24 protein-coding genes are annotated in these 24980 nt (G+C 49.0%); 15 read left to right on the forward strand and 9 right to left on the reverse strand.

Annotated elements, in window-relative coordinates; all coding sequences use genetic code 11:
- Positions 1-522 (forward strand): HARBI1 family protein (locus N836_RS0138390; protein WP_023071891.1); only part of this gene is annotated, 522 nt, incomplete at its 5' end.
- 209 nt (positions 523-731) lie between these two features.
- Here N836_RS0138390 and N836_RS55535 read toward each other — a convergent pair.
- Complete coding sequence (locus N836_RS55535) at positions 732-1169, reverse strand: hypothetical protein (RefSeq protein WP_023073500.1); 438 nt, start codon at positions 1167-1169, stop codon at positions 732-734.
- 185 nt (positions 1170-1354) lie between these two features.
- Here N836_RS55535 and N836_RS55540 point away from each other — a divergent pair, with 185 nt between their 5' ends.
- The 4 genes from N836_RS55540 (at position 1355) to bchH (ending at position 6680) form a co-directional block, all read left to right on the forward strand.
- On the forward strand, positions 1355-2368 hold the full coding sequence (locus N836_RS55540; RefSeq protein ID WP_235071113.1) for a class I fructose-bisphosphate aldolase: 1014 nt from the start codon (positions 1355-1357) through the stop codon (positions 2366-2368).
- 131 nt (positions 2369-2499) lie between these two features.
- Positions 2500-2676, forward strand: coding sequence for an element excision factor XisI family protein (locus N836_RS78055; protein ID WP_023073502.1), 177 nt, complete (start codon positions 2500-2502; stop codon positions 2674-2676).
- Entirely contained in the window at positions 2652-2789 is a 138-nt protein-coding gene (locus tag N836_RS77905; protein ID WP_081716890.1) for an element excision factor XisI family protein, read from the forward strand. Before N836_RS78055 ends, N836_RS77905 begins: the two co-directional genes overlap by 25 nt.
- A 111-nt stretch (positions 2790-2900) precedes the next feature.
- Positions 2901-6680, forward strand: a complete 3780-nt coding sequence (gene bchH / locus N836_RS55550; protein ID WP_023073503.1) for a magnesium chelatase subunit H — start codon at positions 2901-2903, stop codon at positions 6678-6680.
- A 119-nt stretch (positions 6681-6799) separates the two neighbouring features.
- On the opposite strand, the gene N836_RS55555 is transcribed toward bchH, so the two are convergent.
- A complete protein-coding gene (locus tag N836_RS55555; protein ID WP_023073504.1) occupies positions 6800-7282 on the reverse strand; it encodes a Dps family protein in 483 nt (160 codons plus the stop codon).
- Positions 7283-7597: 315 nt separating this feature from the next.
- On the opposite strand from N836_RS55555, the gene N836_RS55560 reads away from it, so the two are divergent.
- Positions 7598-9316 (forward strand): SpoIID/LytB domain-containing protein, encoded by a 1719-nt coding sequence (locus N836_RS55560; RefSeq protein WP_023073505.1) that lies wholly within the window; start codon positions 7598-7600, stop codon positions 9314-9316.
- Positions 9317-9460: 144 nt separating this feature from the next.
- On the opposite strand, the gene N836_RS55565 is transcribed toward N836_RS55560, so the two are convergent.
- A complete protein-coding gene (locus N836_RS55565; RefSeq protein ID WP_023073506.1) occupies positions 9461-9760 on the reverse strand; it encodes a ferredoxin in 300 nt (99 codons plus the stop codon).
- 521 nt (positions 9761-10281) lie between these two features.
- Here N836_RS55565 and N836_RS55570 point away from each other — a divergent pair.
- On the forward strand, positions 10282-11247 hold the full coding sequence (locus tag N836_RS55570; protein ID WP_023073507.1) for a Gfo/Idh/MocA family protein: 966 nt from the start codon (positions 10282-10284) through the stop codon (positions 11245-11247).
- A 21-nt stretch (positions 11248-11268) separates the two neighbouring features.
- On the opposite strand, the gene N836_RS55575 is transcribed toward N836_RS55570, so the two are convergent.
- The 4 genes from N836_RS55575 to N836_RS55590 all read right to left on the reverse strand — a co-directional run bounded on the left by N836_RS55575 (position 11269) and on the right by N836_RS55590 (position 15113).
- The gene (locus tag N836_RS55575; protein WP_023073508.1) at positions 11269-12003 is read right to left on the reverse strand and encodes a 2-phosphosulfolactate phosphatase family protein; all 735 of its coding nucleotides are present in this window, start codon (positions 12001-12003) and stop codon (positions 11269-11271) included.
- Positions 12004-12167: 164 nt separating this feature from the next.
- Positions 12168-13418 carry an FAD-binding oxidoreductase gene (locus tag N836_RS55580; protein WP_023073509.1) on the reverse strand — a complete coding sequence of 417 codons (1251 nt, stop codon included), beginning with the start codon at positions 13416-13418 and terminating at the stop codon, positions 12168-12170.
- A gap of 47 nt (positions 13419-13465) precedes the next feature.
- Positions 13466-14260, reverse strand: coding sequence for a glutathione S-transferase family protein (locus tag N836_RS55585; RefSeq protein ID WP_023073510.1), 795 nt, complete (start codon positions 14258-14260; stop codon positions 13466-13468).
- Between the two features lie 64 nt (positions 14261-14324).
- Entirely contained in the window at positions 14325-15113 is a 789-nt protein-coding gene (locus N836_RS55590) for a DUF4230 domain-containing protein (RefSeq protein WP_023073511.1), read from the reverse strand.
- 256 nt (positions 15114-15369) lie between these two features.
- Here N836_RS55590 and N836_RS55595 point away from each other — a divergent pair, with 256 nt between their 5' ends.
- The 3 genes from N836_RS55595 (at position 15370) to N836_RS55605 (ending at position 16472) form a co-directional block, all read left to right on the forward strand.
- Complete coding sequence (locus tag N836_RS55595; protein WP_023073513.1) at positions 15370-15780, forward strand: hypothetical protein; 411 nt, start codon at positions 15370-15372, stop codon at positions 15778-15780.
- A gap of 295 nt (positions 15781-16075) precedes the next feature.
- Positions 16076-16288 carry a hypothetical protein gene (locus tag N836_RS55600; RefSeq protein ID WP_161634980.1) on the forward strand — a complete coding sequence of 71 codons (213 nt, stop codon included), beginning with the start codon at positions 16076-16078 and terminating at the stop codon, positions 16286-16288.
- The gene (locus tag N836_RS55605; protein WP_152532167.1) at positions 16260-16472 is read left to right on the forward strand and encodes a hypothetical protein; all 213 of its coding nucleotides are present in this window, start codon (positions 16260-16262) and stop codon (positions 16470-16472) included. The genes N836_RS55600 and N836_RS55605 overlap by 29 nt, the downstream gene beginning before the upstream one ends.
- Positions 16473-16502: 30 nt before the next feature.
- On the opposite strand, the gene N836_RS55610 is transcribed toward N836_RS55605, so the two are convergent.
- The gene (locus N836_RS55610; protein WP_152532168.1) at positions 16503-16757 is read right to left on the reverse strand and encodes a hypothetical protein; all 255 of its coding nucleotides are present in this window, start codon (positions 16755-16757) and stop codon (positions 16503-16505) included.
- A 370-nt stretch (positions 16758-17127) separates the two neighbouring features.
- Here N836_RS55610 and N836_RS76580 point away from each other — a divergent pair, with 370 nt between their 5' ends.
- The 3 genes from N836_RS76580 (at position 17128) to N836_RS55625 (ending at position 19038) form a co-directional block, all read left to right on the forward strand.
- On the forward strand, positions 17128-17280 hold the full coding sequence (locus N836_RS76580; RefSeq protein ID WP_161634981.1) for a hypothetical protein: 153 nt from the start codon (positions 17128-17130) through the stop codon (positions 17278-17280).
- Between the two features lie 518 nt (positions 17281-17798).
- The gene (locus tag N836_RS55620) at positions 17799-18128 is read left to right on the forward strand and encodes a PadR family transcriptional regulator (RefSeq protein WP_023073518.1); all 330 of its coding nucleotides are present in this window, start codon (positions 17799-17801) and stop codon (positions 18126-18128) included.
- Position 18129: 1 nt separating this feature from the next.
- Complete coding sequence (locus tag N836_RS55625; protein WP_023073519.1) at positions 18130-19038, forward strand: cytochrome b N-terminal domain-containing protein; 909 nt, start codon at positions 18130-18132, stop codon at positions 19036-19038.
- A gap of 9 nt (positions 19039-19047) precedes the next feature.
- Here the strand turns inward: N836_RS55625 and N836_RS55630 are convergent, their stop codons facing one another.
- Positions 19048-21447, reverse strand: a complete 2400-nt coding sequence (locus N836_RS55630; protein WP_023073520.1) for a VIT domain-containing protein — start codon at positions 21445-21447, stop codon at positions 19048-19050.
- Between the two features lie 221 nt (positions 21448-21668).
- Here N836_RS55630 and N836_RS55635 point away from each other — a divergent pair, with 221 nt between their 5' ends.
- Both N836_RS55635 and N836_RS73450 read left to right on the forward strand, forming a co-directional pair.
- A complete protein-coding gene (locus N836_RS55635; RefSeq protein ID WP_023073521.1) occupies positions 21669-23144 on the forward strand; it encodes an AAA family ATPase in 1476 nt (491 codons plus the stop codon).
- Positions 23145-24023: 879 nt separating this feature from the next.
- Positions 24024-24959: a response regulator transcription factor gene (locus N836_RS73450; protein ID WP_023073523.1), complete on the forward strand. Its 936-nt coding sequence runs from the start codon at positions 24024-24026 to the stop codon at positions 24957-24959.
- Positions 24960-24980 lie beyond the last annotated feature (21 nt).

The following is a 24980-nucleotide window of genomic DNA, read 5'->3' on the forward strand; positions in this document are numbered from 1 at the left end:
GTGCTATCAAAGTGCCCCAGCCTAGAGTTCATGATTGATGGGACCGAACGTCGGATTAACCGTCCCAAGGACCCGGATAAACAGAAGGAATACTATAGCGGCAAGAAGAAAACTCATAGTGTCACAAATGTCATCATCAATGAGCGTAAAGGCAAGGTGGTTTACTTGAGTGGGACCTATGAAGGAAAGAAACAAGACAAGAAGATAGCCGATGAAGAAGACTACCAGTTTCCAAAAGGGAGCACGTTACTTCAAGACACGGGATTTCAAGGGTATCACCCCGAGGGAGTGACGATTGTGCAACCGAAGAAGAAGCCCCGGAATGGAGAATTAACGGAGGTCGAGAAAGTGATCAATCGAGGCATATCGAGTCTTCGGGTGGAAGTTGAACATCATATTGGGGGTATCAAACGGTGTCAGATTTTGGTGCAAAAATTCCGTAATCGGGTGGAGGGATTTGTGGATGATGTAATGGAAACAGCTTGCGGGCTTCACAACTTCCGTTTAGAGCTACGACGTTAGCACTAGCGGATAGGCAAAGAGAGCAGATCAGGACTGCAGATGGCAACTCTCACTATTTCCAATAATGTCTAATATATACCAAAATCCTTGGCGATTTTGAAAAAAGGGCGTAGAGATATTTGAAGATCTCTACGCCTTAATATGTTGCCACCAGCACATTTATTTTTTTGTTGAAATAATTGGTCTTTCAATCATCTCAACAAAATCAATTAATTTGATAATGAAGCAGGGCAACCAAATAGTGTATGAATTTGATTAAAAATATACTTGAGCTGTTGTTGACAAGTTTCGGTTGGTAAGGAGTCTCCATAAAACTGCCAATCAGTCATGCTAGAAAATCCCCAATACTGTTTTCGATGTCCATGGCCAAAGGCTTCAATGCCATGAAAGCTATTGTTTCTTTCTGAAAGCTTATTAACAAAACAGACCTGTAACAAGACGCACCCACAACTCAAGTAGGAATGCCAGCCTGGAAATGAAAACGCAAAGTCTAAAGAATTAGGATCACACTCTTGCTGAGTTTGTTCGTCCATCGTCCAAGGACTAAAATCCACAATTGCTGATGAAAATTCTGAACGAAAGAGAAGTGGAATACTGGCAATTTTGCTCATTGCACCAATTGAGGCGGCTTGAGTACTGGCATTCATAAAAGATTTATCGCTTAGAGTTAACTTGAGAGTTATGGTTGACATCTGTAGCTTATTGAGATTATATGTCAATAGTGCAGTATGGATCAAGCTTAATAAACGTCGGTCTTGAGCTGTCTCTACTGTTGCTTTGCATAAAAACTGTTAAGAAGGTACCTATGGGAATTTACGCTGAAGAGCTTAGAATGACTGCCAAATCAATGATCCAGAAGGGAAAAGGGATTTTGGCGATGGACGAAAGTAATGGTACCTGTAACAAGCGCTTCGATGTTTTAGGTATTCCAACCACTGAGGCTTCACGCCAGGCTTATCGGGAATTAATTTTAACTACTCCAGGCTTGTCTGATTATGTTAGCGGTCCCATTCTTTATGATGAGACCATTCGACAAACCAGCAAAGCAGGTGTTCCTTTTCTCAAGGTCATTGCCGATGCAGGCATGATTCCAGGTATTAAGGTAGATACAGGTGCCAAGGATATGGCTGGTCACCCTAACGAGAAGGTGACTGAGGGACTAGATGGTCTTCGAGATCGTATTGCTGAGTATTATCAGATGGGAGCCCGGTTCGCTAAATGGCGTGCTGTTATTACCATTGGTGAGGGCATTCCTAGTCGCGCTTGTATTGAGGCGAATGCCCATGGGCTGGCCCGCTATGCTGCTCTATGCCAGGAAGGTGGTTTAGTGCCCATTGTAGAACCCGAGGTGTTAATCGATGGTGACCATACCCTGGAGCGTTGTTATCAGGTAACTGATGAGACTTTAGATGCTGTCTTTTCACAGCTATATACGCAAGGTGTTGCATACAATCAGATGATCTTGAAGCCCAGCATGGTCATTCCCGGTAAAGCTTGTGCTCAACAGGCTACTGTTGAGCAGGTAGCTGCAGCAACAGTCCGCTGTTTGCTGAAGAATGTTCCTGCCACAGTAGCAGGTATTGCATTTCTATCTGGTGGGCAAACTAAAGAGCAGTCTTCAGCCCACTTGAATGCTATGAACAAGCTCTTTGGCGATCAGCTGCCCTGGCCTGTGACGTTCTCTTATGCTCGTGCCATTCAGCAGCCAGCACTAGATTATTGGTCTGGCAAAGATGAGAATGTGAAAGAGGCTCAGAAGCATTTGCTGGAAAGAGCTAAGTTTAATAGCTTGGCCAGTAAGGGTGAGTACAGCAGCGATTTGGAAAAGCAACTGACTGCGGTCTAAAATCCCTGTCTTGCAATGAATAGGTAGTCTAATATCCTCTCTCAACCGACGGTAGGAAGAACGTTATTGCTCGTTTCTTTCTTTCTACTGTCTTTTTTAATCCTTTAAAACAACAATGATTACTAATGAATATGGGTTGGGATAGCCATCGACGAGTCTATGGTTGCGTCCTGCATTTAGATATCAAAGCAGGAAAAATCTGGATTCAGCAGAATATGACAGAGATTCAGGGTCGTCCACGAACTAGTATTCTGTGGCGTAGTTTACCCACTATTAAAGGTGGATGGGTGGATGGGTGGATGAAATAGCTGCTAAATTTCTGCCTCGGGTACTAGTTAATAAAGGTATCGCTAAGACGGATATTGTCCTTAGGTTTCAGGCTCCTGAAATACGGGAATATACTGATTATGCAACGGCCTAATATCAGCAGACAAGCATTTAGCTAGCTCTAACTTAAGGGATGAGGGCTGCTGCCCACAAACCGACTCATTAAAATTCGTTAAAATCAATGGGCTGCCACAGGTTCTAATGAATGCCACGGATTGTTTTAATTGCTGGGTTCGAAGCTTTTAATACACAGCTCTACCAGCAGTCGGCGGATCTGGCCCAGAAGCGCTGTCTTGAGTTGGACATTCGGGTATTTTGCGATCGCGACCTCACTACCCAGCCCAATGCGATCGCCGCAGCCCTAGACGGAGCCGACGTCTTCTTCGCCAGCCTAATTTTTGACTACGACCAGGTCCTATGGCTGCGGGAACGAGCCCAGAAAATTCCTATTCGTCTGGTGTTCGAATCAGCCCTGGAACTGATGGCCCTGACTCAGCTAGGCAAGTTTGTCATTGGGGAGAAACCCAAAGGCATGCCCAAACCCGTCCAGTTTATCCTCAGTAAGTTTGGCAGTGGTAAAGAAGAAGACAAGCTGGCCGGATATATCAGCTTTCTCAAAATCGGCCCCAAACTCCTAAAATATATCCCGGCGCGTAAGGTCCAGGATCTACGCAACTGGTTGATTATCTATGGCTACTGGAATGCAGGCGGCACTGAGAATGTGGCCTCAATGCTGTGGGTCTTGGCAGAGAAATATCTGGGACTGACTGTCGGAGAGATTCCAGCCGTGATGGAGACTCCTAATATCGGATTGTTGCATCCAGACTACGAAGGGTATTTCGAATCACCTCAGGCTTATGTCACCTGGTACGAACAAACGTTTTCACAGTGTCAGAACAAACCCCGCGTTGGCATTCTGTTATATCGCAAACATGTCATTACAAAGCAAGCCTACATTCCACAGCTGATTCGCTACTTTGAGGAAGCCGGACTGGTGCCCGTGCCCATTTTTATCAATGGAGTCGAGGGCCACGTAGCGGTGCGAGACCTGATGACCACCAGCTATGAGCAGACGCAGAGGGCCTTGGGCCATGTGGAATGTGCCTCTCTATCGAAAGAGGCCGTACAGGTAGATGCAATTGTCTCCACCATCGGCTTTCCACTAGTGGGCGGCCCAGCGGGCTCCATGGAAGCCGGTCGGCAGGTAGCCGTGGCCAAAAAGATTTTAGGGGCAAAGAATGTCCCCTATTTTGTAGCTGCACCGTTGCTAATTCAGGATATCCATTCGTGGACACGGCAGGGCATTGGCGGTCTGCAGAGCGTGGTACTGTATGCGCTGCCAGAACTAGACGGAGCAATTGATCCAATCCCGCTGGGCGGTCTGGTGGGCGATCAGATTTATCTGGTGCCGGAGCGGGTGCGCAGGCTAACTGGTCGGGTCAAGCAGTGGATTGAGCTAAGGCGAAAGGAACGGCGCGATCGCAAGCTAGCCATCATTCTTTATGGCTTTCCCCCCGGTTATGGAGCCATCGGTACAGCCGCTCTGTTAAACGTACCAAAATCTCTCCTGGCGTTGTTAGAGGCCCTCAAGACTGATGGTTATCACGTGGGTGAATTACCCAATGATGGTGAGACAATTATCGACTGGGTAAAAGCCGCAGATGATGAAAACCAGTGGATGGTGAAGAGGGCAGAAACAGCGGAGAATCTACCCGAGCTGTCGGTGCCAGCAACGGTGAATGTCAGAACTTTAGAGAATTGGTTAGGATATCTAAAGACCAACAAGATCGAAAAACAGTGGCAGTCTTTAACCAAAAGTGGAATTAAGACGGTTGGCGAAGACTTTCATGTAGGCGGGATTCAGCTGGGGAATGTATGGATTGGGGTGCAACCGCCGTTGGGACTGGCCGGTGACCCGATGCGGCTGATGTTTGAGCGGGATTTAACCCCTCACCCGCAGTATGCGGCCTTCTATACTTGGCTGCAGCAAGATTTTCAGGCGGATGCGGTACTGCACTTTGGTATGCATGGCACGGTAGAGTGGCTGCCAGGTTCTCCCCTGGGCAACACCAGCTATTCCTGGTCTGACATTCTGTTGGGTAACTTGCCTCACCTCTATGTATATGCTGCCAACAACCCATCGGAATCAATTTTGGCTAAACGACGAGGCTATGGAGTGCTGGTTTCTCACAATGTGCCCCCCTATGGGCGGGCCGGTCTATACAAGGAACTGATCACGCTGCGGGAGCTAATCGCTGAGTTTCGAGAAGATCCCCAGGCCAACCGAGTGTTGCAAGATGCAATCCTTACCAAGATTACTGATACCGGCATAGCAACAGACTGTCCGTTACCAGAACTCAAGGCTCAAGGCTTAGAGTTCACGCCAGAAAACGCCAGGTTGTTTAGCAATGCTGTGTTAGATAGGTATTTTGTCACCGTCTATGACTATCTGCAGATATTGGAAAATCGTCTGTTCTCCAGCGGTCTGCATGTGCTAGGACAACAGCCTCAGATAGAAGATCTCAGCAGCTATCTTGCCGCTTATTTTGGCAAACAACTGTCGCCTGAGCTGATAGAACAAATTGCGGCTGATGCTCTACCGGATACTCCTCAGATTGAAACGCTGGCTAAACGTTATCCAGCCAGCGAACCGCTGACCACAGAGCTATTAGAAGAAGCCATGATTATTCGTCGAGGGCTAACCCAAACCACCGACGAGCTAACCAATCTGTTGCGAGGACTCAATGGTGAATATATTCCCCCAGCCCCCGGTGGTGACTTGTTACGGGATGGACCAGGAGCGTTACCAACAGGCCGCAATATTCACGCGCTCGACCCGTATCGCATGCCTTCACCTGCGGCTTACGAGCGAGGACGGGCAATCGGGCGCAAGCTAATCGCCCAAAACCTAGAAGACTCAGGTGAATACCCTGAAACGGTGGCGGTAATGCTGTGGGGGCTGGATGCGATTAAAACTAAAGGAGAATCTCTAGGGATTTTACTTGAGCTGGTGGGAGCGGCACCGGTTAAAGAAGGTACGGGGCGGATTGTGCGCTATGAGTTAATTCCGCTGGAGCAAATGGACCATCCGCGCATCGATATCCTAGGAAACCTGTCGGGGATTTTTCGAGATAGCTTTGTCAACATTATCGAGCTGTTGGACGATCTGTTTTTGCGAGCGACGGAAGCTGATGAACCGCCAGAACAGAATTTTATTCGCAAGCATGCCCTGGTGCTCAAAACTCAAGGGATAGAGAATGTCTCTGCTCGGCTGTTTTCGAATCCATCAGGAGATTATGGTTCGTTGGTCAATGACCGGGTGGTGGATTCTAACTGGGAGTCGGGGAATGAACTGGGGGATACCTGGCGCGATCGCAACGCCTTTAGCTACGGTCGGGCCGATAAGGGACAAGCCCGTCCCGAGGTACTCAATACCTTACTGCAGAGCACAGGTCGCATTGTCCAACAGATTGACTCGGTGGAGTATGGTCTCACCGATATTCAGGAATATTACGCCAATACTGGTGCTCTCAAGCAAGCTGCCGAACAACGCCAGGGTAAACGCGTTACCGCCAGTTTTGTCGAAAGCTTTTCCCAGGACACCACCCCCCGCAAGCTAGAAGAAGTGCTGCGGATGGAGTATCGTACCAAACTGCTCAATCCCAAATGGGCAGAAGCCATGGCCGATCAGGGTTCTGGTGGTGCCTATGAGATTTCTCAGCGGATGACGGCTCTGGTGGGCTGGGGCGGCACCACCGGCTTTCAGGATAACTGGGTATACGATCAAGCAGCGCAAACCTACGCTTTGGACGAGACGATGGCTAATCGACTACGACAGGCTAACCCAGAAGCGTTTCGGAATATTGTTGGCCGCATGATCGAGGCGAATGGCCGAGGGATATGGCAAGCAGAGGAGGAAACCCTGGAGAGACTGCAGGATCTGTATGATATTGCCGATGAGACGTTAGAAGGTGTGGCAACGTAACCCCTTGAGTTGGGGTGAGGATTCTCTATGCCTAATCTCCTAGGGGCAGGACTTGTGCGTTCGACTGAGCTCACGCCGAAGTCTCACGCCGAAGTCCTGCCCTGGGATATCAGATGCTACTACTGCAACAAACTGCGGAGCATCCAGGCATTTTTCTCATGGATCTGCAGCCGCTGGGTCAACAGATCAGCGGTGGGTTCATCATTAGCCTCGTCAGCTACGGCAAACACCTCACGGGCTGTGCGAGCCACAGCTTCTTGCCCTTCGACCAACAATGCAATCATCTCTTCTGCCGTGGGGACGCCTTCAGTCTCACTAATGGAGCTGAGTTTGGCATATTCGCTGTAGGTGCCGGGGGCTGGAAATCCTAAGGCACGGATGCGCTCTGCGATCGCATCCACGGCCAGGGCCAGTTCGTTATATTGCCCTTCAAACATCAGATGCAATGTTTGAAACATTGGACCAGTCACATTCCAATGAAAATTGTGAGTCTTGAGATAGAGAGTATAGGTATCAGCCAGGGCACGAGATAACCCATCTGCGATCGCTTTGCGCTGATCATCACTGATACCAATATTAATGGGGAGAGTTGAAGCGGACATGACGTGTCTCCTGCTAATGGGGTGGGGTTAAACCACATCCAAATCTACAGCTTTCTATGGGATAAAACCTTAGTTTTGGACATGACTTAGCAACCTATCTGGTCAAACACTATAGTGCAGCTCAGCAATTATAAATGTTGAAACGTTGCTTGGCTGTATTGTACGAACCCCCTAATCATACTCATAACGACTTCGACTTGCAACCTCTACAAATTTCTCACACAGTCGATTGAGGTTTGGGCTATGGTTTGAGGGGTTACTGTACATGCGCGTATGTTTTTGGCTGATTGGCGAATAATAAAGCGTTCACGGGCGATGGTGATCGCTTTGGGGATATGGACAGTGATCCCCGCTAGTACCCTGGCTCAAACACCGCTTAATCCTGAAATTCAGATCGGGTTAATTCAGCGGTTTGGTGAAGAAGACAATGATGAGCTAGTGCTGACCCCACTGAGCGGGGATACACTAACAGTGAACTTTGAGACAGGTGGAGAACCCCAGACGCTGACTACCCAGGAGCTCACCCTGGAGGTGGGGTCAGCACCGCTTGCCCAGCCAATTTTGCAAGAATGGGTGGTACTGAGCAGCCATCGCAGCTTTGAAAGTGCAGAAGAAAGTGCTAACCAGTGGCAGGCAAAAGGGATCGCGACAGAAGTGGCACAACCTAGTTCCTGGCAAGTATGGGCTAAGCGTGAGGATTACAACACGCCGCTGCTGCGTCGCTTGTTACTGGAAAGCCTACATGAGGCTGGACATACCAACACTTTTATTGATAGTCGCGTCCTGACAGAAGCTCCTCAGGCGGCATTTATTGCCAATGGCTACCGCTACAATCGCCATGTCTTTAGGATCACCAGCGCCAATCGTCGCGTTCAGATTGCTGAGAATAGCGGGGCTAAAAAGCTGTTTGGGGGAGACTTTAAGCTCCAGCCTAATGCGTATGGCACCTATACGCTGGTCAATCAGGTACCGATAGAACTTTACCTGCGCGGTGTGGTGCCCCATGAGATTGGTCCCAGTGCACCCCAGACGGCAGTGGAAGCTCAGGCTGTGCTGGCTAGAACCTATGCTCTGCGTAATCTGCGACGGTTTGTCATTGATAACTATGAACTATGTGCCGATACGCAATGCCAGGTGTATCGCGGGTTGAGCGGTACGGTACCCAGGGCGGATCGTGCGATCGCAACCACCCAGGGTCAGGTACTCACCTATGACGGTGAACTGATTGATGCCCTCTATTCATCCACCACAGGCGGCATCACAGCTCGCTTTAGCGACGTTTGGAATGGCCCTGACCGGCCTTACCTGCAGCCAGTGCTCGATTCCCTGGCCGTTACCTGGGATTTAGCCGCCCGTCCCCTATCAGATGAAAATCACTTTCGGGCATTTATCAACCAGCAGGGCCGCTTTAACGAAGACGACTGGCCAACTTTCCGCTGGCAGCGCTCTGGCACCTTAGAAGAAATTACTGCCGGGGTGAAGGAATATCTGACCAACCGTCAGAATCCGATGGCCAGTCTGACCAGGGTCACTGGGCTAACCGTAACCGAACGTGCCAAGGCAGGACGTGTGCAGACATTACTGGTAAATACGGATATTGGTGATTTTGAACTGCATAAAAACGAAGTGGTCAGTGCTCTGCTTCCACCCCGCAGCCAGTTCTTCTATTTGGAGCCTCTATATGAAGACTCTGCAGATCCTGAAGACCCACAGGAGACTACAGCTAACACCGCTCCCACAGCCCCTGACAACGCAGCCCCTAGCCCCACAACGCAGCCAGCTGCGCCCGTCCTCAAAGGGTATACCTTTGTCGGAGGTGGCTTTGGCCATGGTGTCGGCATGAGCCAAACCGGCTCCTACCGGTTGGGCGAAAGCGGTTGGCCCTATCAACGCATTTTGCAGTTTTACTATCCCAACACCCAGCTGCTACCCCTGAGTAATGACATTGTGTTTTGGACTGATCCCGAACCCCCTGCAGAGACTGTTGAGACAGAACCCTCGGCAACAGCAGAACCAGCCTTTTCACTACCTTAGCCAGCGATTAAAACAAAGTCTCTTGATGATTACCTAACAACAATAAAAGCTCAGGTCTTTACTATAAGTAAGAGACCTGAGCTTTTAACTGATTAAAACTCTAATGCGACGTTAAAGTCACCAATCAGTCAACTGAGCAAAACCTTAGTAAAGCTCTTCTTCTTGGTGAGTCTTAACAGTGCAATCGGAAGTGGGGTAAGCCACACAAGTCAGTACATAACCAGCTTCGATCTGGTCATCATCCAAGAAGGACTGGTCAGACTGGTCGATAGTGCCAGACTCAATTTTGCCAGCACAAGTGGAGCAAGCACCTGCACGACAGGAATAGGGAAGATCGATACCCTGCTCTTCAGCAGCATCAAGAATATACTCGTCGTCAGCTACGTCGATAGTGGTGTTCAGACCTTCAGCTTCATTAATCAGAGTAACCTTATAGGTTGCCATGCCAGTATCCTCTACTATTGCAGTGATTGTAACTCTGTTTGCTCTCAATAGTTCCCATAGAAGTATTTGCTTAGGAATCTATTAGATCAACATCAGTTCTGATACTACGAGAAAACCAGAATGCTGCGCTACTTTTCTCAGGTATGGCTGAATGGTATTCGTAATCAAACTGAAGCTTTTGTTATGGTTTTACTTATGGATCTACCCACTAGAAAATTTTCAAATCCCAGGAAAACCCTCTCCATACAAGCACTTCAGAGGCTTAGCTATTTTAGTAATTGTCTGGATACACCCCAAACTAGTTATCATTAATTAATCTTTTCATTAAAAAAACTTATATCCCATTTTACCTGGACATTATTGATAGTTATTTTCAATTTAGTCCAGGTTTCTTTTACTACCAAGGGTAAGCATATTATGACGGTCTTTGTAGTCTAATTAATGTTGTCAAATATAGGTCAACCTGTTGAAATGGTGACCTGTCTCCTCCCAAGACTTCGTTCCCCAAACGGCTAACTCCAATGACTATTTACACAGCCATCATCGGTACTGGTTTTGCAGCTCGCAAACGCGTTGAAGCGTTACGGGAAATTCCACAAGTTGAGTTAGTTGCTGTGGTCAGCCGCAGTCTTGAGCGGGCGCAACGGTTTGGACAACAGCATCAGATCACGGCCCTCAACAGCAGCAATGAGCTTTGGGGGCATCCACAGCTAGACTTGATCGTGATCTGTACGGTCAATGCAGACCATGGAACTCTGGTGCAGCAGGCCTTAGAGCACAATAAACATGTTGTTGTCGAATATCCTTTGGCACTGAATGTGGAGCAGGCGCCCCAGTTAGTCTCCTTGGCCCGCGACCGTCAACGAATGTTGCATGTCGAGCATATTGAACTGCTTGGCGGGTTGCATCTGGCCATGAAACACCACATGGCAGCCATCGGCAAGCCCCACTATGTGAACTACCGCACCTTTGCGCCCCAGCAGCCAGCACCTGACAAGTGGAGCTATCATCAAAAGTTGTTAGGGTTTCCCCTAATGGCGGCTCTATCGCGCATTCAGCGCTTAACAGATCTGTTGGGTCCAGTGGCTCATGTTACCTGTCAGGGGATGATAGCGCCGCTAAATTCAGAGCGCTTTCGGCGATGTCTGTACAGCGCCCAGCTACAATTTTGTAATGGGGTTTTGGCCGAACTGACCTATGGTAAAGGTGAAGGTCTATGGCAGCGCAGTCGCTGCATAGAAATCAGAGGCGACCAGGGCTGTTTAACGTTTAATGGGAATCAAGGGTGCCTGGTGACAGCGGCGGGAGAACAAACAATAGAGGCAGAACCGCGTCAGGGTCTCTTTCAAAAAGATACGCTCTGGGTTGTGGATCATTTAGTCACGGGCAAACCGCTGTACGTGCAGCCAGAGGAGAGCTTATATGCACTACAGATAGCTGCAGCACTAGAGCGGGCAGTGACCTTGGGAGAGCGGGTGACCATGTAAAAGGCCACAGTCATAACTACACTATCGATTGACCAAAACCCCTGGACTTTCCTGTTCCGGTACGATGGTGGCCACATCTATCTGAGCACAGTATTCCAAATCACCGGTGTTGTTTAGGCGCAGCAGTCGTTGACCGTGGCTAGCCACATGCATTAAATCAAGCATGCGGTCTTTCCATTGCTCGTATAGACCCACAGCCGCAATGGCAGAATCATTGCCGGTACAATCCACAAAACTCTGACCGGTTTGGGCCATGAGAGCATGAATAATGGCACCAGCACAGACGGTGTCTTCTAAAGAGTAGGTGCCTTCCCAACCAGAGCCGACTAGCCAGACAGACTCGGGCTGTTTAGCGATCAGTTTATCGACCACGGCTTGACGAGTGGTCAGAGCCGCCGTCATCACTAAGGGCGCTGCTTGAATTCGTTGCAAACAGCGAGTGCCGTTAGTAGTGCTCATAAATAAGCGCCGACCAGCGGTATGCTCAGGATCATGATCGCGAGGGGAATTGCCAAGGTCAAATCCATCCACTCGCTGACCACCCCGTTCTCCGGCCAGAATACGCTTTTCGGAGGGCCAGTGTTGGCTGGCTTGTACTAGTTTGTCTAAGTCACTAAAAACTTCTATGGCCTCAGCACCTGCTGCAAATGCCGCTGCCATGGTTGTGGTAGCCCTAAGAACATCAATGGCGATCGCACATGTGGGCAAATCATCAGTCGGTGTTTCTTCAGGGGTATGGTATACGAATAATTTCACAAATATTTAGAAAGAGCGGAAGACCTGACTATTCTATGCGGGAACGGGCTCATAAAGGTATGAGTGCTAGAGTTTGGATTTTGAGTTTCTCGGAGTAATACTGCGTATGGGGACTTAAACATACAGGTTTTCGCCCTAAAACTCAAAATTTGTGGCAGGTTTTGTTAAAGTCCGCCGACAAATCGGCCTGGGTTTAAAAGGCCATGGGGATCAAACTGCTGTTTAATGGCGTTCATCATCGTCAGTGCGTTACCAGTGTAACCCCAAGGTTCTAGGGGCAGTGATTGAGGAGCCTGCAGAATTGTCAGGAAGCCTTTATGTGAATTGCAGTGCGATCGCAACATTTCCAGACTCTTAACCATATCCACCGTGCCGTCCGCTGGTAGAGCAATCAACCCTAAACCACTACTATTGTGCAACCGGGCTAGCCAGCCTGAAGGCAATTTGGCCAATCGCTCTAGCAAGGGGACCAGCTGGGTTGGCAGCATACCCACTTTGCACAGGACCTGGTCAGCCTCACCCAATTGCTGCGGTAGGGTTGACCACAGGGAATCGTCTACCAGCTCATAGGTAAGACCTGATTCAGTTGCGATCGCCTGAAATCGCTCCACCTGTTCTTCCACACCAGCGGCAATACCTTCAAATCGTCCGGTCAGCTGCAAGCCTTGCGCCCCACCAATCAGATCCATCGCCCTGGCGGTCAGACCCCGTAGCCTTACCTGCAACGCGGCTTTGGCAATGGCCTCAGTGGGACCCGACAGCACCACCGTTTGGGACTGAGCCGTAATTGGATAAAGCCTCAACGTCAGCTGGCTGAGAATGCCCAAGGTACCATAGGCTCCAGTCATTAGCTTCATCAGGTCATAGCCCGCCACATTTTTTACCACCCGGCCACCGGCTTTCACCACTTCACCGTCGTAGCGTACAAACTGCACACCGATGATCGTATCGCGGACGCTGCCATAGCGCTGACGCAGCGAGCCCCCATCGGCAGTGGCCACAATGCCACCCACCGTGGCCTGTTGTTCATAAAGCGGATCTACGGGCCAAAATTGGTTGTGGGGCTGCAGCCGATTCTGTAGCGCCACCAGTCCCAAACCGGCTTCCACCCGCATGGTAAAGTCATCGACCCAGTGCTCAACCACATGGTTAAGGCGGGCAGTGCTAATCACCACGTCAATATTGGTGAGCTGACGTTGATTGCCCCAGTGGAATTTGGTGCGCTGGCCACAGCTAAGCATGCGCCAGCGCTGGTCATAACAGGTGCGCACCAACGCTGACAGTTGCTCAATTGATTCTGGGAAAAGAATACTTAGGTCATCATTGGCCTCAAAGCGAGCATCGCCAAGGCTGGTCCAGGACACTACTTGATCGGCACCAAGTAGTGATTCAAATTTATTAACTACGGGGCTCATGGTGCTGCGCTAACTGCGCTTTCCATCATATAGGGCGGGCTGGATTATTACTCAATGCCAATTTTGACTGGACCACTGCCCGACTCCCTAGGTGGCCCAGAGCGCACTTGGCGGTAGTCGGCATAGAGCCGATCCCGCCAGACCCAAAAGGATTCATATTCAGGAGCATCGGCCAGACCAGGGACGCCGTTGCCGCAGAGGCCCTCAGGCAGATCAACATAGCGCTGGGCTGGAAACTTGAGGTACATGGAAATACCGGCTATGGCAAAGTCTGCCAGGGTGGGCTGATCGCTCACCAGATAGGGACGCTCGGCTAACACCCCACAGATAGACGTCAGGGCTCTTTGTAGAATTAATGTGGCAGTTTTGATATCATCGGGGCCAAACCCTACACCAGTCCCAAGCAGATTGAGTAAATCACCGGGGACAGCACTGACTAATCCTTTTAATACATCGGGAGTTGAAGCGGGCAGCAGCGCCGTGCGAAAACTAGGGTGCTGGCTAAAGGCTCCAATCATAGCCTTGCGGGCATTGGGACCAATGGATTCATCGGCCCAGTCTTCTAACATTAGACACAGACCCCGCATGGCTCCGTCAGCCGGGAGCACAGGCCGTTCAGGATAGGTTTCATCCAGGTAGGTTGCGATCGCAGTAGAATCCGCCACCACCATCGCCCCATCCTTAAGCACCGGCACCTGACGCTGCCCTGAGAGCCGATACAGCTCAATCTGACCTACACCAGGGACCACTTCCACAGTGTTATACGGCAGCTGTTTATAGTCTAAAATCAGCCGGACCTTTTCACAGTAATGAGATGCTTCAAACTGATGTAGCTCGATCATTGTTGGGTAGGTTTTCGATTAGTTTTCGAATGATAGTTTCGAATGATAGTAAAGATGGCAAACGTTAAGAACAGCCTGCCGGGTCAGCCACTCGTATGGTCAGGTTCTCATAGCCCAGGGGTTCAATCAGCTGACGCATTGTGACCTCAGCCCGTTCACTGGCCATGGCCAAAATACCCTCATCACAGGCTCCCTGACGAATCTGATTCAGTGCTTCTTGCTGAGCCAGTGTCTGCAATTCTGGAGCCCGATCTGGACCTAAATTCAAAAAACCACGGTCATAGTCATACACTTTGGAACGTGTCACATCGAGTTTGCTATCCAAAATTTTAGGGGCTGGCAAAGTGACAATCAGACTGGGTGGCAATTCCTCAGACCCAGCAATGACCTGAATATTATCTTCACTGATTGCACTCAGGTCGATGCCCGCTCTGACCTCGCCATGGGCGATATATAGCAAATTGGTTTGACCAATCACGTAGTTACCCACGGTGCGGTTACTTTCCGCAGGCACGACCGCCTCCATAGAAAAGATAGCGGTGGTGAGCTCGCTGGCCCCCTGCACCTGTTCAACGATCAGGGTACGTGCATCCACCTTATCCTCTGGGGGTTGCGGTGTGAACATCATCTGCACACCATCCATAAACTGATCGCCAGTGCGCCACAGACCATAGCCCACCACTGAAGCCATCATCAGGCCACCCCCTAAGACAGCCATCGATAGCATTGACCAAACTCGATACATCCCTGGCTGCCGTTGAGGCTGCCGCTTTGTCGGTGGATCCGTCTGTTTCTGTTTATCCGTTTTGCGAGTTCGACTGCGATTTGCAATACGAGAAGGACGAGTAAACATGAAGCCGCCTAGAACGCTAGGGATGATTCTAGCGTCAGTTGCAAGTAATGAACGGTCAATTCAACCAGTTGTATTAAATGTCCTAGTTTTTGGACAGACCCAGTTGGTTAAGTTACGGATAATCGCTGAAAGACTGATGTTGCAAAACCTGTTGGCTATTGCGGGTTGAGATCGCGACTTGAGCCGTCATGTCAGCTGCCATACAACCTAGGTAAACGCGATAAGGTGATTAGAGCACTGACCACTTGCTTTACCTATGACTGCCCCTTCGTCCGAGACCAACCAGCAGCGCCTGCGGCTTTTCCGCAACAATCTACTCAAACTCCACAAACTACTCCTGGAGGCAGAACGCGTACGTTACGAACAAGTCAATGGCCCAATTAAAAACAAAGGTGAATTCTTTCAGCTGGTGATCAGTGACGATGCCTTCAGCTGGCTCCGGCCCATTTCTCAATTTATTGTGCAGATTGATGAATTTACCAGCGCCAAAGAACAGCCCGACGATCCCGAGGAAAAAGCAGCTATTTTCCTGGAAAAAGGACGGCTGATGCTTAAGCCCAATGAAAATTCATCCACACCGTTGGCGGCTAAATATTTTGAAGCGATTCAGAGCGATCCCCAAATTGCCCTGATGAACGCAGAGATCACCCAAGTCTTTCGAACCTAGCCATAATTAGCGCTGCGCCTACGCCGAGCCCTACAGTACTATCTGGTGCCCAGCCTCTGGCTGAGAAGCTTCCGGGAGGTTCTACCTCCGAAAGAGTGGCAGCGCCACAGGATGTGCTCGCTAGACAGAGCCTGGGAGCCAGGATGGAAGGAACAGCAAAAATCACCAGAGCTTAGTTTCAGGCAGTATTGGTCTAGTCATTACGATCATCATTCTTGTTGCGATCGCCCATCAAGGATTCACTCTGAAAGCTCTTAGCACCGTCCCGGGTGCTTTTGCTGTCGCGGGTGCTGCCGTGGGCGTGGGTGCTGTCGTTGGTACGTTTACTGTCGTTTCTGCGGGCGTGGGTGCTGTCGCCGGGGCTTTCACTAGCACTGTTGCCGGTGCTGCCACTGTCGCTGGGGCTCTCGCTATCGCCGGTGCTGTTGCTACTACCAGTCTGTTACTCTCCCTTTATATTATTCGACAAGTTCGCAATAATGAACAACCACAATATCAGCCCAACTAATGTGCGTGGTTTTGAACGTAAAGGTGCAGACGTGCTAATCCGCGTTGCTGTCCCTGGAGAGCATGCCAAAACCGACATTGCCCGTACCTTTGACAACTCCTACGAAAAAGCGCTGCCGGAGTCTACTGCCCAAGTATTACTCACAGCCGAACGACAAAATAAACAAGAGTTCATCGACGATTGACGCTTTTGATCAACGACTGAAAAATTTAGATTATTCTCGTTTTTTATAGCCTTTTTGGGGAGCATCTTCCGAGCTATTTTGCCAGAGTCGCTCTAACTGTCCCAAAATTTGGAGCAGCTGAGATTCATTTTTCCTAGCCCAAATGTACAAGTCAGTTGGAGTTTCTATAGCATCTATGAAAACTTTTTTCGATGGCTCAGGTGATTGACAGGGAGCTGAATCAGCTGAAACGGCATTGAGCATTTCTAGTTCAATATGCTTCAGATCTGCCGAGGAGAACATCATAGGATATGCCGTAGCGATTGTAAATTTAGGAGAAAATTTAGAGCTCATCGTTTTAAAGCGTTTCGTGATGCAACAGCATCACTGTTGCAGTCATCCTTGACAGAAACAATCCGGGAAAGTTCATATTTATTGAGTTTTCATCAACAGTTTATTCAGATTAAAGTTTGTCAATGACAACTTCAAAGAGCTGTAGGTGAAAATTGTGCTTTTTATGGTGAGCAAATATTAACAAGTCATCATTGTAGTCAATCTGACAATGGCCCTGGGATCTTGATGATATCTGGATTTTGGATAGTGCGATCGCATTATCCAAAATCTGTTCTGCCATTAAATTGTTAGGGTTTATTACCAGCAAAAGGGATATTCCGCAATGATTTGTCTCTTGGTGCTGTATGACACCCATCACCATACCGTGATCGATGTAGTTGCGGACAATGTAAAAAGGGCTGTCTCCTATGGCCAGCCAGTCAACAATCAACTGGGTGAGTTCGCTTTTTCTCGCTCTAATAGCGACTCTGGTTGAATGTTGTCAGGCTTTTAGGGAGACAGTTGGATCAACAATCTTTTAAAACTCAAGTTTTAGAAAAGCTTAATGGCATCCTTGCAAGAACATAGGATTGCTTTCTGTACAAAGTGTTTTGGCACTCTCTGCGAAGGGTGGCTTGTCCTAACAACCCGACAATTTCTCAACTGCACATCTCTTCTGCAATAAATAACCCCCAATGCACAGGGCATCGGGGGCTGATTCGCTATATTGATTCGGCTATAGGGTGGGATGGCAGTATGTCTGCCTTCTTTACCTACAATGTCCTAAGTTCAGTTTACGGACAGCTCTGTAATTGACATGTTCATGGGATACAGGACAAATATCCGCCAAGCGACAAGCTTCAACCACTGTGACGCACATCCTTTACTTTTCCCTGGTTCCATGGGTTTTCTGAAGCTGAACAATTATTTGAGCTCAAAATCCAAATAATAGGCATATATCCATTATTTAGATAATGGTATTACACTTAGATAAAAACTTGTTTCACATCTGCCATGGGCGATCAAGAGTTAAGTCTGACTCCTAACCAAGAAATCATCTTGGCTGCGCTGCGGCTACGCAGGCGCTATGGGCTAGAAATTATGGAAGCCATTGAAAATAGCGGTGGTAAGCAAATTGGCTTTAACTCGCTGTATCCCAACCTGAAAAAGTTGGAGAAAAAGGGCTTTGTTAAATCTGAATGGGGGGATGAACTGCCCGAAGAACATACGGGAGCCCGACGGAAGTACTACCGAATTACAGGCATAGGGGTGCAGGCGCTAGATACAAAGCGACAGCAGTTAGAGGCTATGGCTCAGTGGATACCGGAGCCAAAGGGAGTATGACATGGATAATCAAGACGTCAAATTAGCGGGTAAAGTCGCGAAATTTATCAATCGTTTTCCTGATGATTGGCAAAAATATCAAGATTGGTTGCGGGCGATTATGTCGTCTCGGTCCGTACTGCTAGAGCGTTACCCAGCCTGGCAAGCTACGATGATTTTTCGCTGGCGGCTGTTTTATTTTATGGTCTATGTTGCCAGTGGAATTTTCTGGAGTCGGTTACGGCGCTATGCCCATAAACAAGGGGCTTGGCGGACTGTCGATGGGGAAACAGTGGGCGAGCAGCCGGTTATCCGCGGGCAGTATCGCTACATTCTGCAGCGAGTAGCAACGCTTTTGGCCATGGTAGAGCTTACCCTGTGTGGCATTGCAGCCTTAACGGGGGTGATGCTGGCCTTTTATTATCAGCCAACGGCATTGGGGGCATACACATCGCTAAAGATGATTGTCAATAATGTGGCCAACGGTGCCCTAATTCTCAGTCTGCATAATGTTGCTGGCGATGGTCTCATCGTCTTTGCCCTGATTCAAATTGTTGTCATGTTTTTGGGACGGGAGTTTTTACTATCCTGGTTTACGGCCTGGATTAGTGGCATTGGTTTGGCACTGACGGCGATGGCTCTAAGTTGGACAGCTGTGGTACTGGCCTGGGAGCAGACAGGATTTTGGCGATTGAAGATTGAGCTGAATATTTTGGGTTCGCTGCCATGGGTGGGGCCAACGCTCCGGGATATATTATCTGGCGGGAGTGGGATTAGTAGCTTTACCCTGCAGCATATGTATATGTTGCATAGCTATGTGCTTGCGATCGCAGCCATCTTGATCTCCATCACCCATCTCACCGCCCTCATCTTTCAAGAACAACAGTGGCAATCTGCCGAGCGTTCCAACTGTGCAGCCAACCCAAAATAGCTAACTTTCCTAGGACTGAATGCGCATTTCTAGTCTTAGAGGATTTGTTAGGGTTTGTGGACAATGCCATGTCAGCAACGCCTGCCGAATCTGAGCAACCACAGCCGAGTTTTGTGAGTCTGATGCCTGATCATCCAACATTACCCGTCTGACTCGTCCCCGCTGAATCACTAGCTCAAACACCAGCAATCCATCCTGAGGATCAACCAGCTGCAGACTTTGTAAATGTTGGGCAAGCTGTTGGAGATCGTCGTTGTCCAACCCCTCTGCTTTGACAATCTGAATTTGCTGAGGCAGCTCCTGCGGTAAAACAGGTTCAGACCTGCTGGCAAAGGCCGTAGTTTCCATATCCGGCACGATCAGAGCTGCATCAAAGTCCTCCAGCGGCTCTATTTTTACCTGGGGAGGTGGGCTGGCCTGTTTCTTCGCAGGACTGCCTGGCATCGGCATGGAGGCTGTCGGGGCTGACGATGCCATGGATTTCAAGACTTGTCTGCGTGGCATCATCCTAGTGGATGGAGCGACTGCCCCAAACACGCCTGCATGGCTAACAGCATCTGGCATCAGCACAGGCACATCCACAGAGACAGCGTTATGGGGCTGTTCTACACGGACATCATCGCTAACGGCAACAAACGCAGTATATTGCGAAAGCAGCTGATAGGCTAAAGCCGTATCCGTAACAGCTTTGACTCCACGGGTGGTCTCACCGCTAACCATTTGGTTCATTAATTCCTTAATCCGCGCCCGTCCCCACAGTTGAGCGACAGCTGGATTGCCTGATGGTTCAAAACTCATAGCAAAGGATTGTTCAAAGGGCTGACCGTTAGCGGCAATGCCAGTGATTTGCAGCGTTCCTGGCTGATTGTCGGTCTTACGGCCAAACAAGATCAGGGGTTGTTCTGCAAATACATCCGGGGGAGCCATCGGGTAAAGAATTGGAGCTTCCCCTGGTCCTTGCCAATTGAGCGAGAGATTCCCCAAAACTGGATTATTGATTTGGCCAAAGAACTGATCAACAACCGTGTCAATCGGTTCATCATGACGAACGACATGGCTGATGCCACGGCCACACTCAGCTACTCGATTGAGCAAAAAGCGATTAACCGAACTACCGGCCCCAAAGCTATGCAGTCGGGTCGATGGCCCTAGCGATCGCTGTACTTCAGCAAAAATCTGGGGTTCATTACCAATGTAGCCATCGGTTAAGAGGACAATATTGCGAATGCGCTCTGGGTTGAACTGAGGGAGATTCAGTACTGTTTTGAGACCACGTAACATTTCAGTGCCACCCCCGGCATGCAAACGGTTGATGTAGTTCAGGGCCTGTTTGCAATTACGGGGAGTATTCTCTAGGGAGACTTTTGCCAGCTGCTGGGTGGTATTGGCAAAGTTGACAATGTTAAAGGTGTCCTGGGGGTGCAGCCCTTGAATAAAGCGCCGCATCAATGCCTGACACTGAGCTAACGGTGCCCCTGATTGGGAGCCAGAGGTATCGATCAAAAACACCATATCCTTTGGGATATATTGCTGGGTGTCGTAGCTGATGGCCGGAATCAAATAAACTGCAAAATGGCCACCGCGCTGATCTGACTGAGTTAAGAGAGATGTTTGGGTGGTATCGCCAGCAACCTGATAGCGCAGGACTAGGTCTTTATTGGGCAATGTATCCCTGGGAGCCAGGGTAATACGAGTGAGTGCATCCTGGGTATCCACGCTGATTTGATGGGATGGGGATTGCAGGTTTGAGATCTCAACGCCTGTCTCAAGGTCTACGGTTACCTGAATATCATGGCCAGACCGCATGCCCGCTGGCAAAATTGGCCCATTGAGACGACTGGCATCCGGTACCAGGTCTGTGTCTTGGTTCAAGGGCATGGGCTCAGGTGCCGCTCCTGAGGGCGTGGCAGGCTCAGCAATGGGGTGGCCTGGGATGTAGCGTGGCCCCACCACCATGGGAAAGACAAATTCATATGCCCCTTGCTTATAGGCCAGCTGGTCACTGTAGCTGATTGTGACCTCAATCTGCTCCCCTGGTGGAATATTAGCCAGGGACTGGGTGAAAATATTGGCCCGTTCTTGCTCTAACAGTCCGGCAGTTTTGCCAGCTTTTTTGGCTTGGTCATAAATGGTCTGGGCCTCTTCACGCTTCTCAATACGGCCTTGGATGGTGCGATCAGCAAAGCGAATCGTCATGGTGTCGACAGCTGCTTCATCTGGCAACGGAAAGACGTAGGTTGCTTCTAGAGCAGTAGTAAACGGATTTTCAAAGCTGTGGGTAACGTTTACACGGGAAATGTTGCCGCTAACCTGGGCCTTGACAGTTGTATGTTTAAGCGGAAACGCCAGTGGTTGTTCAGCGTCATCTATATATAAGCCAGTGGTTTTAGGAGCTAGGGTTTGTACCATGGTGAGACCTCCAGGAGGTGAACTGACTTAAGATTAAGCGGGCCAGTTAGCAAAACGTGCTCAGTTTTGGGCTCAGTCAATTGACTCAGTAGTGAACATCTACCCAGGGAATCCTTACGTACTATGGACAACAGGCTGGGCCAAAAACACTACTGTAGGAGCATCCCTCGTGGATGCCCATCGCACCGGTACCCAGTCCAGGATAAGTTAGGAAATCAGTCATGGGGAATTCCGTCAGGGCATCGGAGCAGGGGTTAGCGATCGCAAACCAGGCTCGCCAGCGCCGTGGCTGGACCAAAACCAGCACCGCCCGCTGGTGGCAAGATGCCCACACCTCCAGAGCTACCCTACGACGCTTCTGGCGCGGTGAGCGCATTCAGCAAGACGCCTTTATCGCCATCTGTCAGGCCGTTGGTCTTGATGATTGGCAAACCATTGCTGAGCTATCTCCTCAGGCTGTTCCAGCACCGACAGCAGACTCCCGGATCGATTGGGGCGAGGCCCCTGATATCGAACAGTTTTATGGACGAGAACAAGAACTCCAACAGCTGCAGCATTGGGTGTTAGTCAGCGGCACTAAGCTAATCAATATTAGTGGTCTGGGGGGCAGCGGTAAAACAACCCTGGCCCTGGCCCTGGCAGAACAACTACAGCCAGAGATTACAGGTATCATCTGGCGTTCGCTCAACACAGCAGCATCCCTTGAGGCGCTATTGACCGACCTTCTGGATGCTCCCATAGAAACCGTCGATCAAGGAGTACGACAGCTGCTTAAAACCATGCAAAAGCGCTGGTTGATTATCTTAGATGATTTAGACATAGGGCCGTCTAACGTCTATTTAGATATGCTCTATCGCCTGACCCGTTCTCGTCATCACAGCTGTTTACTGATTATTAGTCGTCAGCCTTTACCATCGCAGTTTCAAACCTTAAACCAAACGCAGCATCTGTCGCTCTCGGGGCTATCTGCAGCGGCGGGGGCAGCACTGTTACGCGCCTGCCAATGTCAGGGACCTACCCATCAGCTCAAATCCTTAGCCCGGATGTATAGCTATAATCCCCTGGCCCTCAAGCTAGTTGCAGCCACCATTCAAACTGTTTTTGGGGGGCAACTAGCCTCTTTTTTAGCCCAAGAAACCGTCATTCTGCCAGAACCCATCCGTCTGCTTTTAGCCCAACAATTTAAAGCACTGAGTCCACTGGAAAAAAGCCTGCTTTTTTGGCTAGCCATCTGGCAGGAACCCACTGCACTGAGTCGGCTCCAGACCCATCTGCTCAACCCTAACCCAGCAGCAGTAATTACAGCTCTTTCGGCGCTGATGCAGCGCGCCCTCATCACCCAGCATTTTCTTACGGACGAACCATCCTTTGGACTGCAGCCCATGGTGATGGCTTTTGTCAGGGATCAATTCGTAGAGGCGATTATCCAGGAGCTGATACTAGCCCAGGCCCAGCCAACGCTTCAGCATTTTCAGCTGTTGCAGACCCACTGTCTGTTACGACCTGGCACGGATGATATTTTGTGCGATCGCATGCTGACAGCATTGCAAACAGCCTATCGCCAACAAGTATCTCAGCCATTATCGAACTATATCGATACTTGGCTCGCTCTAGCCAAAGACCATTATCCAAACGACGGCTATCTCAGGTTTAATCTGACTCTATTAAAAACGATGCTCCCTAACGGTGACGATTAGAGCGATACCTTTCCACAGGAGCCCTGGGTTCAGCTCCGTCTTCACTGTGACAAAGCGATAAAACCTTAAAGAGCTGCCAAGTACTATCGACCAGTTTTCAAGCCTGGCAACGACTCATCAGGATAACCTAGTGAAATCTAAGAAAGATCTTAGAAAAAACCTGGGAACCTTAAAATGATGACAGAGTTTTCATCTTTGACCCTTCCTAAAAAGAAGTGTATTAGCTGATAATCGCGTAATAGGCTCAGTAAATGCACTGAATCTTTGCTGTTGCTGATTTATTAAGGATGAATCAATCTGAAAGCAGGGCAATTAGCCCAAACTTTACAGATGAAATCATATCGAGCATCAGCAACAACGAATTTTTCAGTAGGTGCTTAGGCAGCTTCAGATGTTCAAAGGGGGGAATTAGACAGTACGCTTTAACTTGAGATTGCATAAATCATCCAGGTAAATCCAGGCATCATTGTCTCCATGGTTACCTGGAAACGTTCTTTTTTGACAATACTTTTTCTCAAGTTTCAAAATAACAAGCATACTACCTACAGTATCAGATAAAACAATTCTTTAATTCCCACTATGTTAAAAAGAGAAAGTACTTTGGGTGCTTATCAACAACAATACTGGCCCCAATGTTGTTGGTTGATACTTCAGTTATTGAGATTGTGTGAGGGATGCTTTAAAGGGAGATTCAATCCGGACCAGCTGCCCTCAATGGACATATTTGAACTGGCCTAACTGGATATAATCTGTTCTCCTTAACCTTTGGGAGAATACTTTTAGGCTTTCCAAAAAAATGGGGAGCTCTAGAGATCCGCCAGTGTTTAGATACCGACAATCGTTCAGGCCAAAACACTTATAAGCTTTTGAACTGGTCTCATGACTAAGAAAATTTTAATAATAGAAGACAATAGCTCTGTCTGTAATCTGTTGCAGAACTGTCTAACACAGAATGGATATGAGATTGCTTTTGCCACCGAAGGTGGAGACGAAGGGATTTTATTGGCGGTTACTGAGTCGCCAGATCTGATTTTAGTAGATACGGACTTGCCAGTGATCGATGGTTGGCAAGTGATTAGAATTCTCAAAGCATCTACAGTGACTCAGAACATACCGGTTATTGCCCTCACGGCACCGGCTACAGATGCAGATTGGAATAGAGTCCTGGAGTCTGGCTGTAATGCCTGCGAACTAAAACCAATTGATCCTAAGGGGATTTTAGGGAAAATCAAAGCCCTCACAGAACCCATTGCTGTTGATCGAGGAGCTGATGTTTCAACAGTATCAACTGAGCCAGATCCCATACTTTTCCCAAAATACCAGCTCTCCTATAAAGCGGCATCACACATGCTGAGGAGATCATCAGCATTGATGACGACCGCTACCGAATCCCAGGAGGCCAGAGTGGTTTACGTTGACGATAGTCCGTTGGATAGCCAGACCATGGCGGCGATAGTTGAAGGTGCAGGCTATGGCTATAACAACATTAGCGAACCACTCAAGGCACTGCCGTTACTTTTAGAAATCAAACCTCAGCTAATTTTTCTAGACCTGGTGATGCCCGATACTAACGGCTATGAAATGTGTGCCCAGATTCGACGGACCTCAGTTTTTCGATCCACCCCGATTATCATTGTTACCAACAATGACGGCATCATTGACCGAGTTAGGACCAGATTTGTAGGTGCCTCCGGCTTCTTTAGTAAGCCTGTCAAAGAGGAAAGAGTTGTTAAGTTGCTCAACAAGTACTTACATCCAGCCCCGGTTAGTTTGATGGAAAACCTATACCAGCGCAGTATTTTGCCTTTTGTCTGATCGGTCGCAACAGCCGGTGTA

Source organism: Leptolyngbya sp. Heron Island J (genome assembly GCF_000482245.1).
Classification (GTDB): Bacteria; Cyanobacteriota; Cyanobacteriia; order Phormidesmidales; family Phormidesmidaceae; genus Leptothoe.

Bases quoted from the DNA above. Each gene is read 5' to 3' on its own strand.
- N836_RS55585 (WP_023073510.1), bottom strand. From the start codon at position 14,260: ATGATCGAGCTACATCAGTTTGAAGCATCTCATTACTGTGAAAAGGTC.
- N836_RS55560 (WP_023073505.1), top strand. From the start codon at position 7,598: ATGGTGATCGCTTTGGGGATATGGACAGTGATCCCCGCTAGTACCCTG.
- N836_RS55630 (WP_023073520.1), bottom strand. From the start codon at position 21,447: ATGGTACAAACCCTAGCTCCTAAAACCACTGGCTTATATATAGATGAC.
- bchH (WP_023073503.1), top strand. From the start codon at position 2,901: ATGCCACGGATTGTTTTAATTGCTGGGTTCGAAGCTTTTAATACACAG.
- N836_RS55605 (WP_152532167.1), top strand. From the start codon at position 16,260: ATGAACAACCACAATATCAGCCCAACTAATGTGCGTGGTTTTGAACGT.
- N836_RS55540 (WP_235071113.1), top strand. From the start codon at position 1,355: ATGACTGCCAAATCAATGATCCAGAAGGGAAAAGGGATTTTGGCGATG.
- N836_RS55555 (WP_023073504.1), bottom strand. From the start codon at position 7,282: ATGTCCGCTTCAACTCTCCCCATTAATATTGGTATCAGTGATGATCAG.
- N836_RS55635 (WP_023073521.1), top strand. From the start codon at position 21,669: ATGGGGAATTCCGTCAGGGCATCGGAGCAGGGGTTAGCGATCGCAAAC.
- N836_RS76580 (WP_161634981.1), top strand. From the start codon at position 17,128: ATGATTTGTCTCTTGGTGCTGTATGACACCCATCACCATACCGTGATC.
- N836_RS55535 (WP_023073500.1), bottom strand. From the start codon at position 1,169: ATGAATGCCAGTACTCAAGCCGCCTCAATTGGTGCAATGAGCAAAATT.
- N836_RS55565 (WP_023073506.1), bottom strand. From the start codon at position 9,760: ATGGCAACCTATAAGGTTACTCTGATTAATGAAGCTGAAGGTCTGAAC.
- N836_RS78055 (WP_023073502.1), top strand. From the start codon at position 2,500: ATGGGTTGGGATAGCCATCGACGAGTCTATGGTTGCGTCCTGCATTTA.
- N836_RS55595 (WP_023073513.1), top strand. From the start codon at position 15,370: ATGACTGCCCCTTCGTCCGAGACCAACCAGCAGCGCCTGCGGCTTTTC.
- N836_RS55610 (WP_152532168.1), bottom strand. From the start codon at position 16,757: ATGATGTTCTCCTCGGCAGATCTGAAGCATATTGAACTAGAAATGCTC.
- N836_RS55570 (WP_023073507.1), top strand. From the start codon at position 10,282: ATGACTATTTACACAGCCATCATCGGTACTGGTTTTGCAGCTCGCAAA.
- N836_RS77905 (WP_081716890.1), top strand. From the start codon at position 2,652: ATGGGTGGATGGGTGGATGAAATAGCTGCTAAATTTCTGCCTCGGGTA.
- N836_RS73450 (WP_023073523.1), top strand. From the start codon at position 24,024: ATGACTAAGAAAATTTTAATAATAGAAGACAATAGCTCTGTCTGTAAT.
- N836_RS55580 (WP_023073509.1), bottom strand. From the start codon at position 13,418: ATGAGCCCCGTAGTTAATAAATTTGAATCACTACTTGGTGCCGATCAA.
- N836_RS55590 (WP_023073511.1), bottom strand. From the start codon at position 15,113: ATGTTTACTCGTCCTTCTCGTATTGCAAATCGCAGTCGAACTCGCAAA.
- N836_RS55625 (WP_023073519.1), top strand. From the start codon at position 18,130: ATGGATAATCAAGACGTCAAATTAGCGGGTAAAGTCGCGAAATTTATC.
- N836_RS55620 (WP_023073518.1), top strand. From the start codon at position 17,799: ATGGGCGATCAAGAGTTAAGTCTGACTCCTAACCAAGAAATCATCTTG.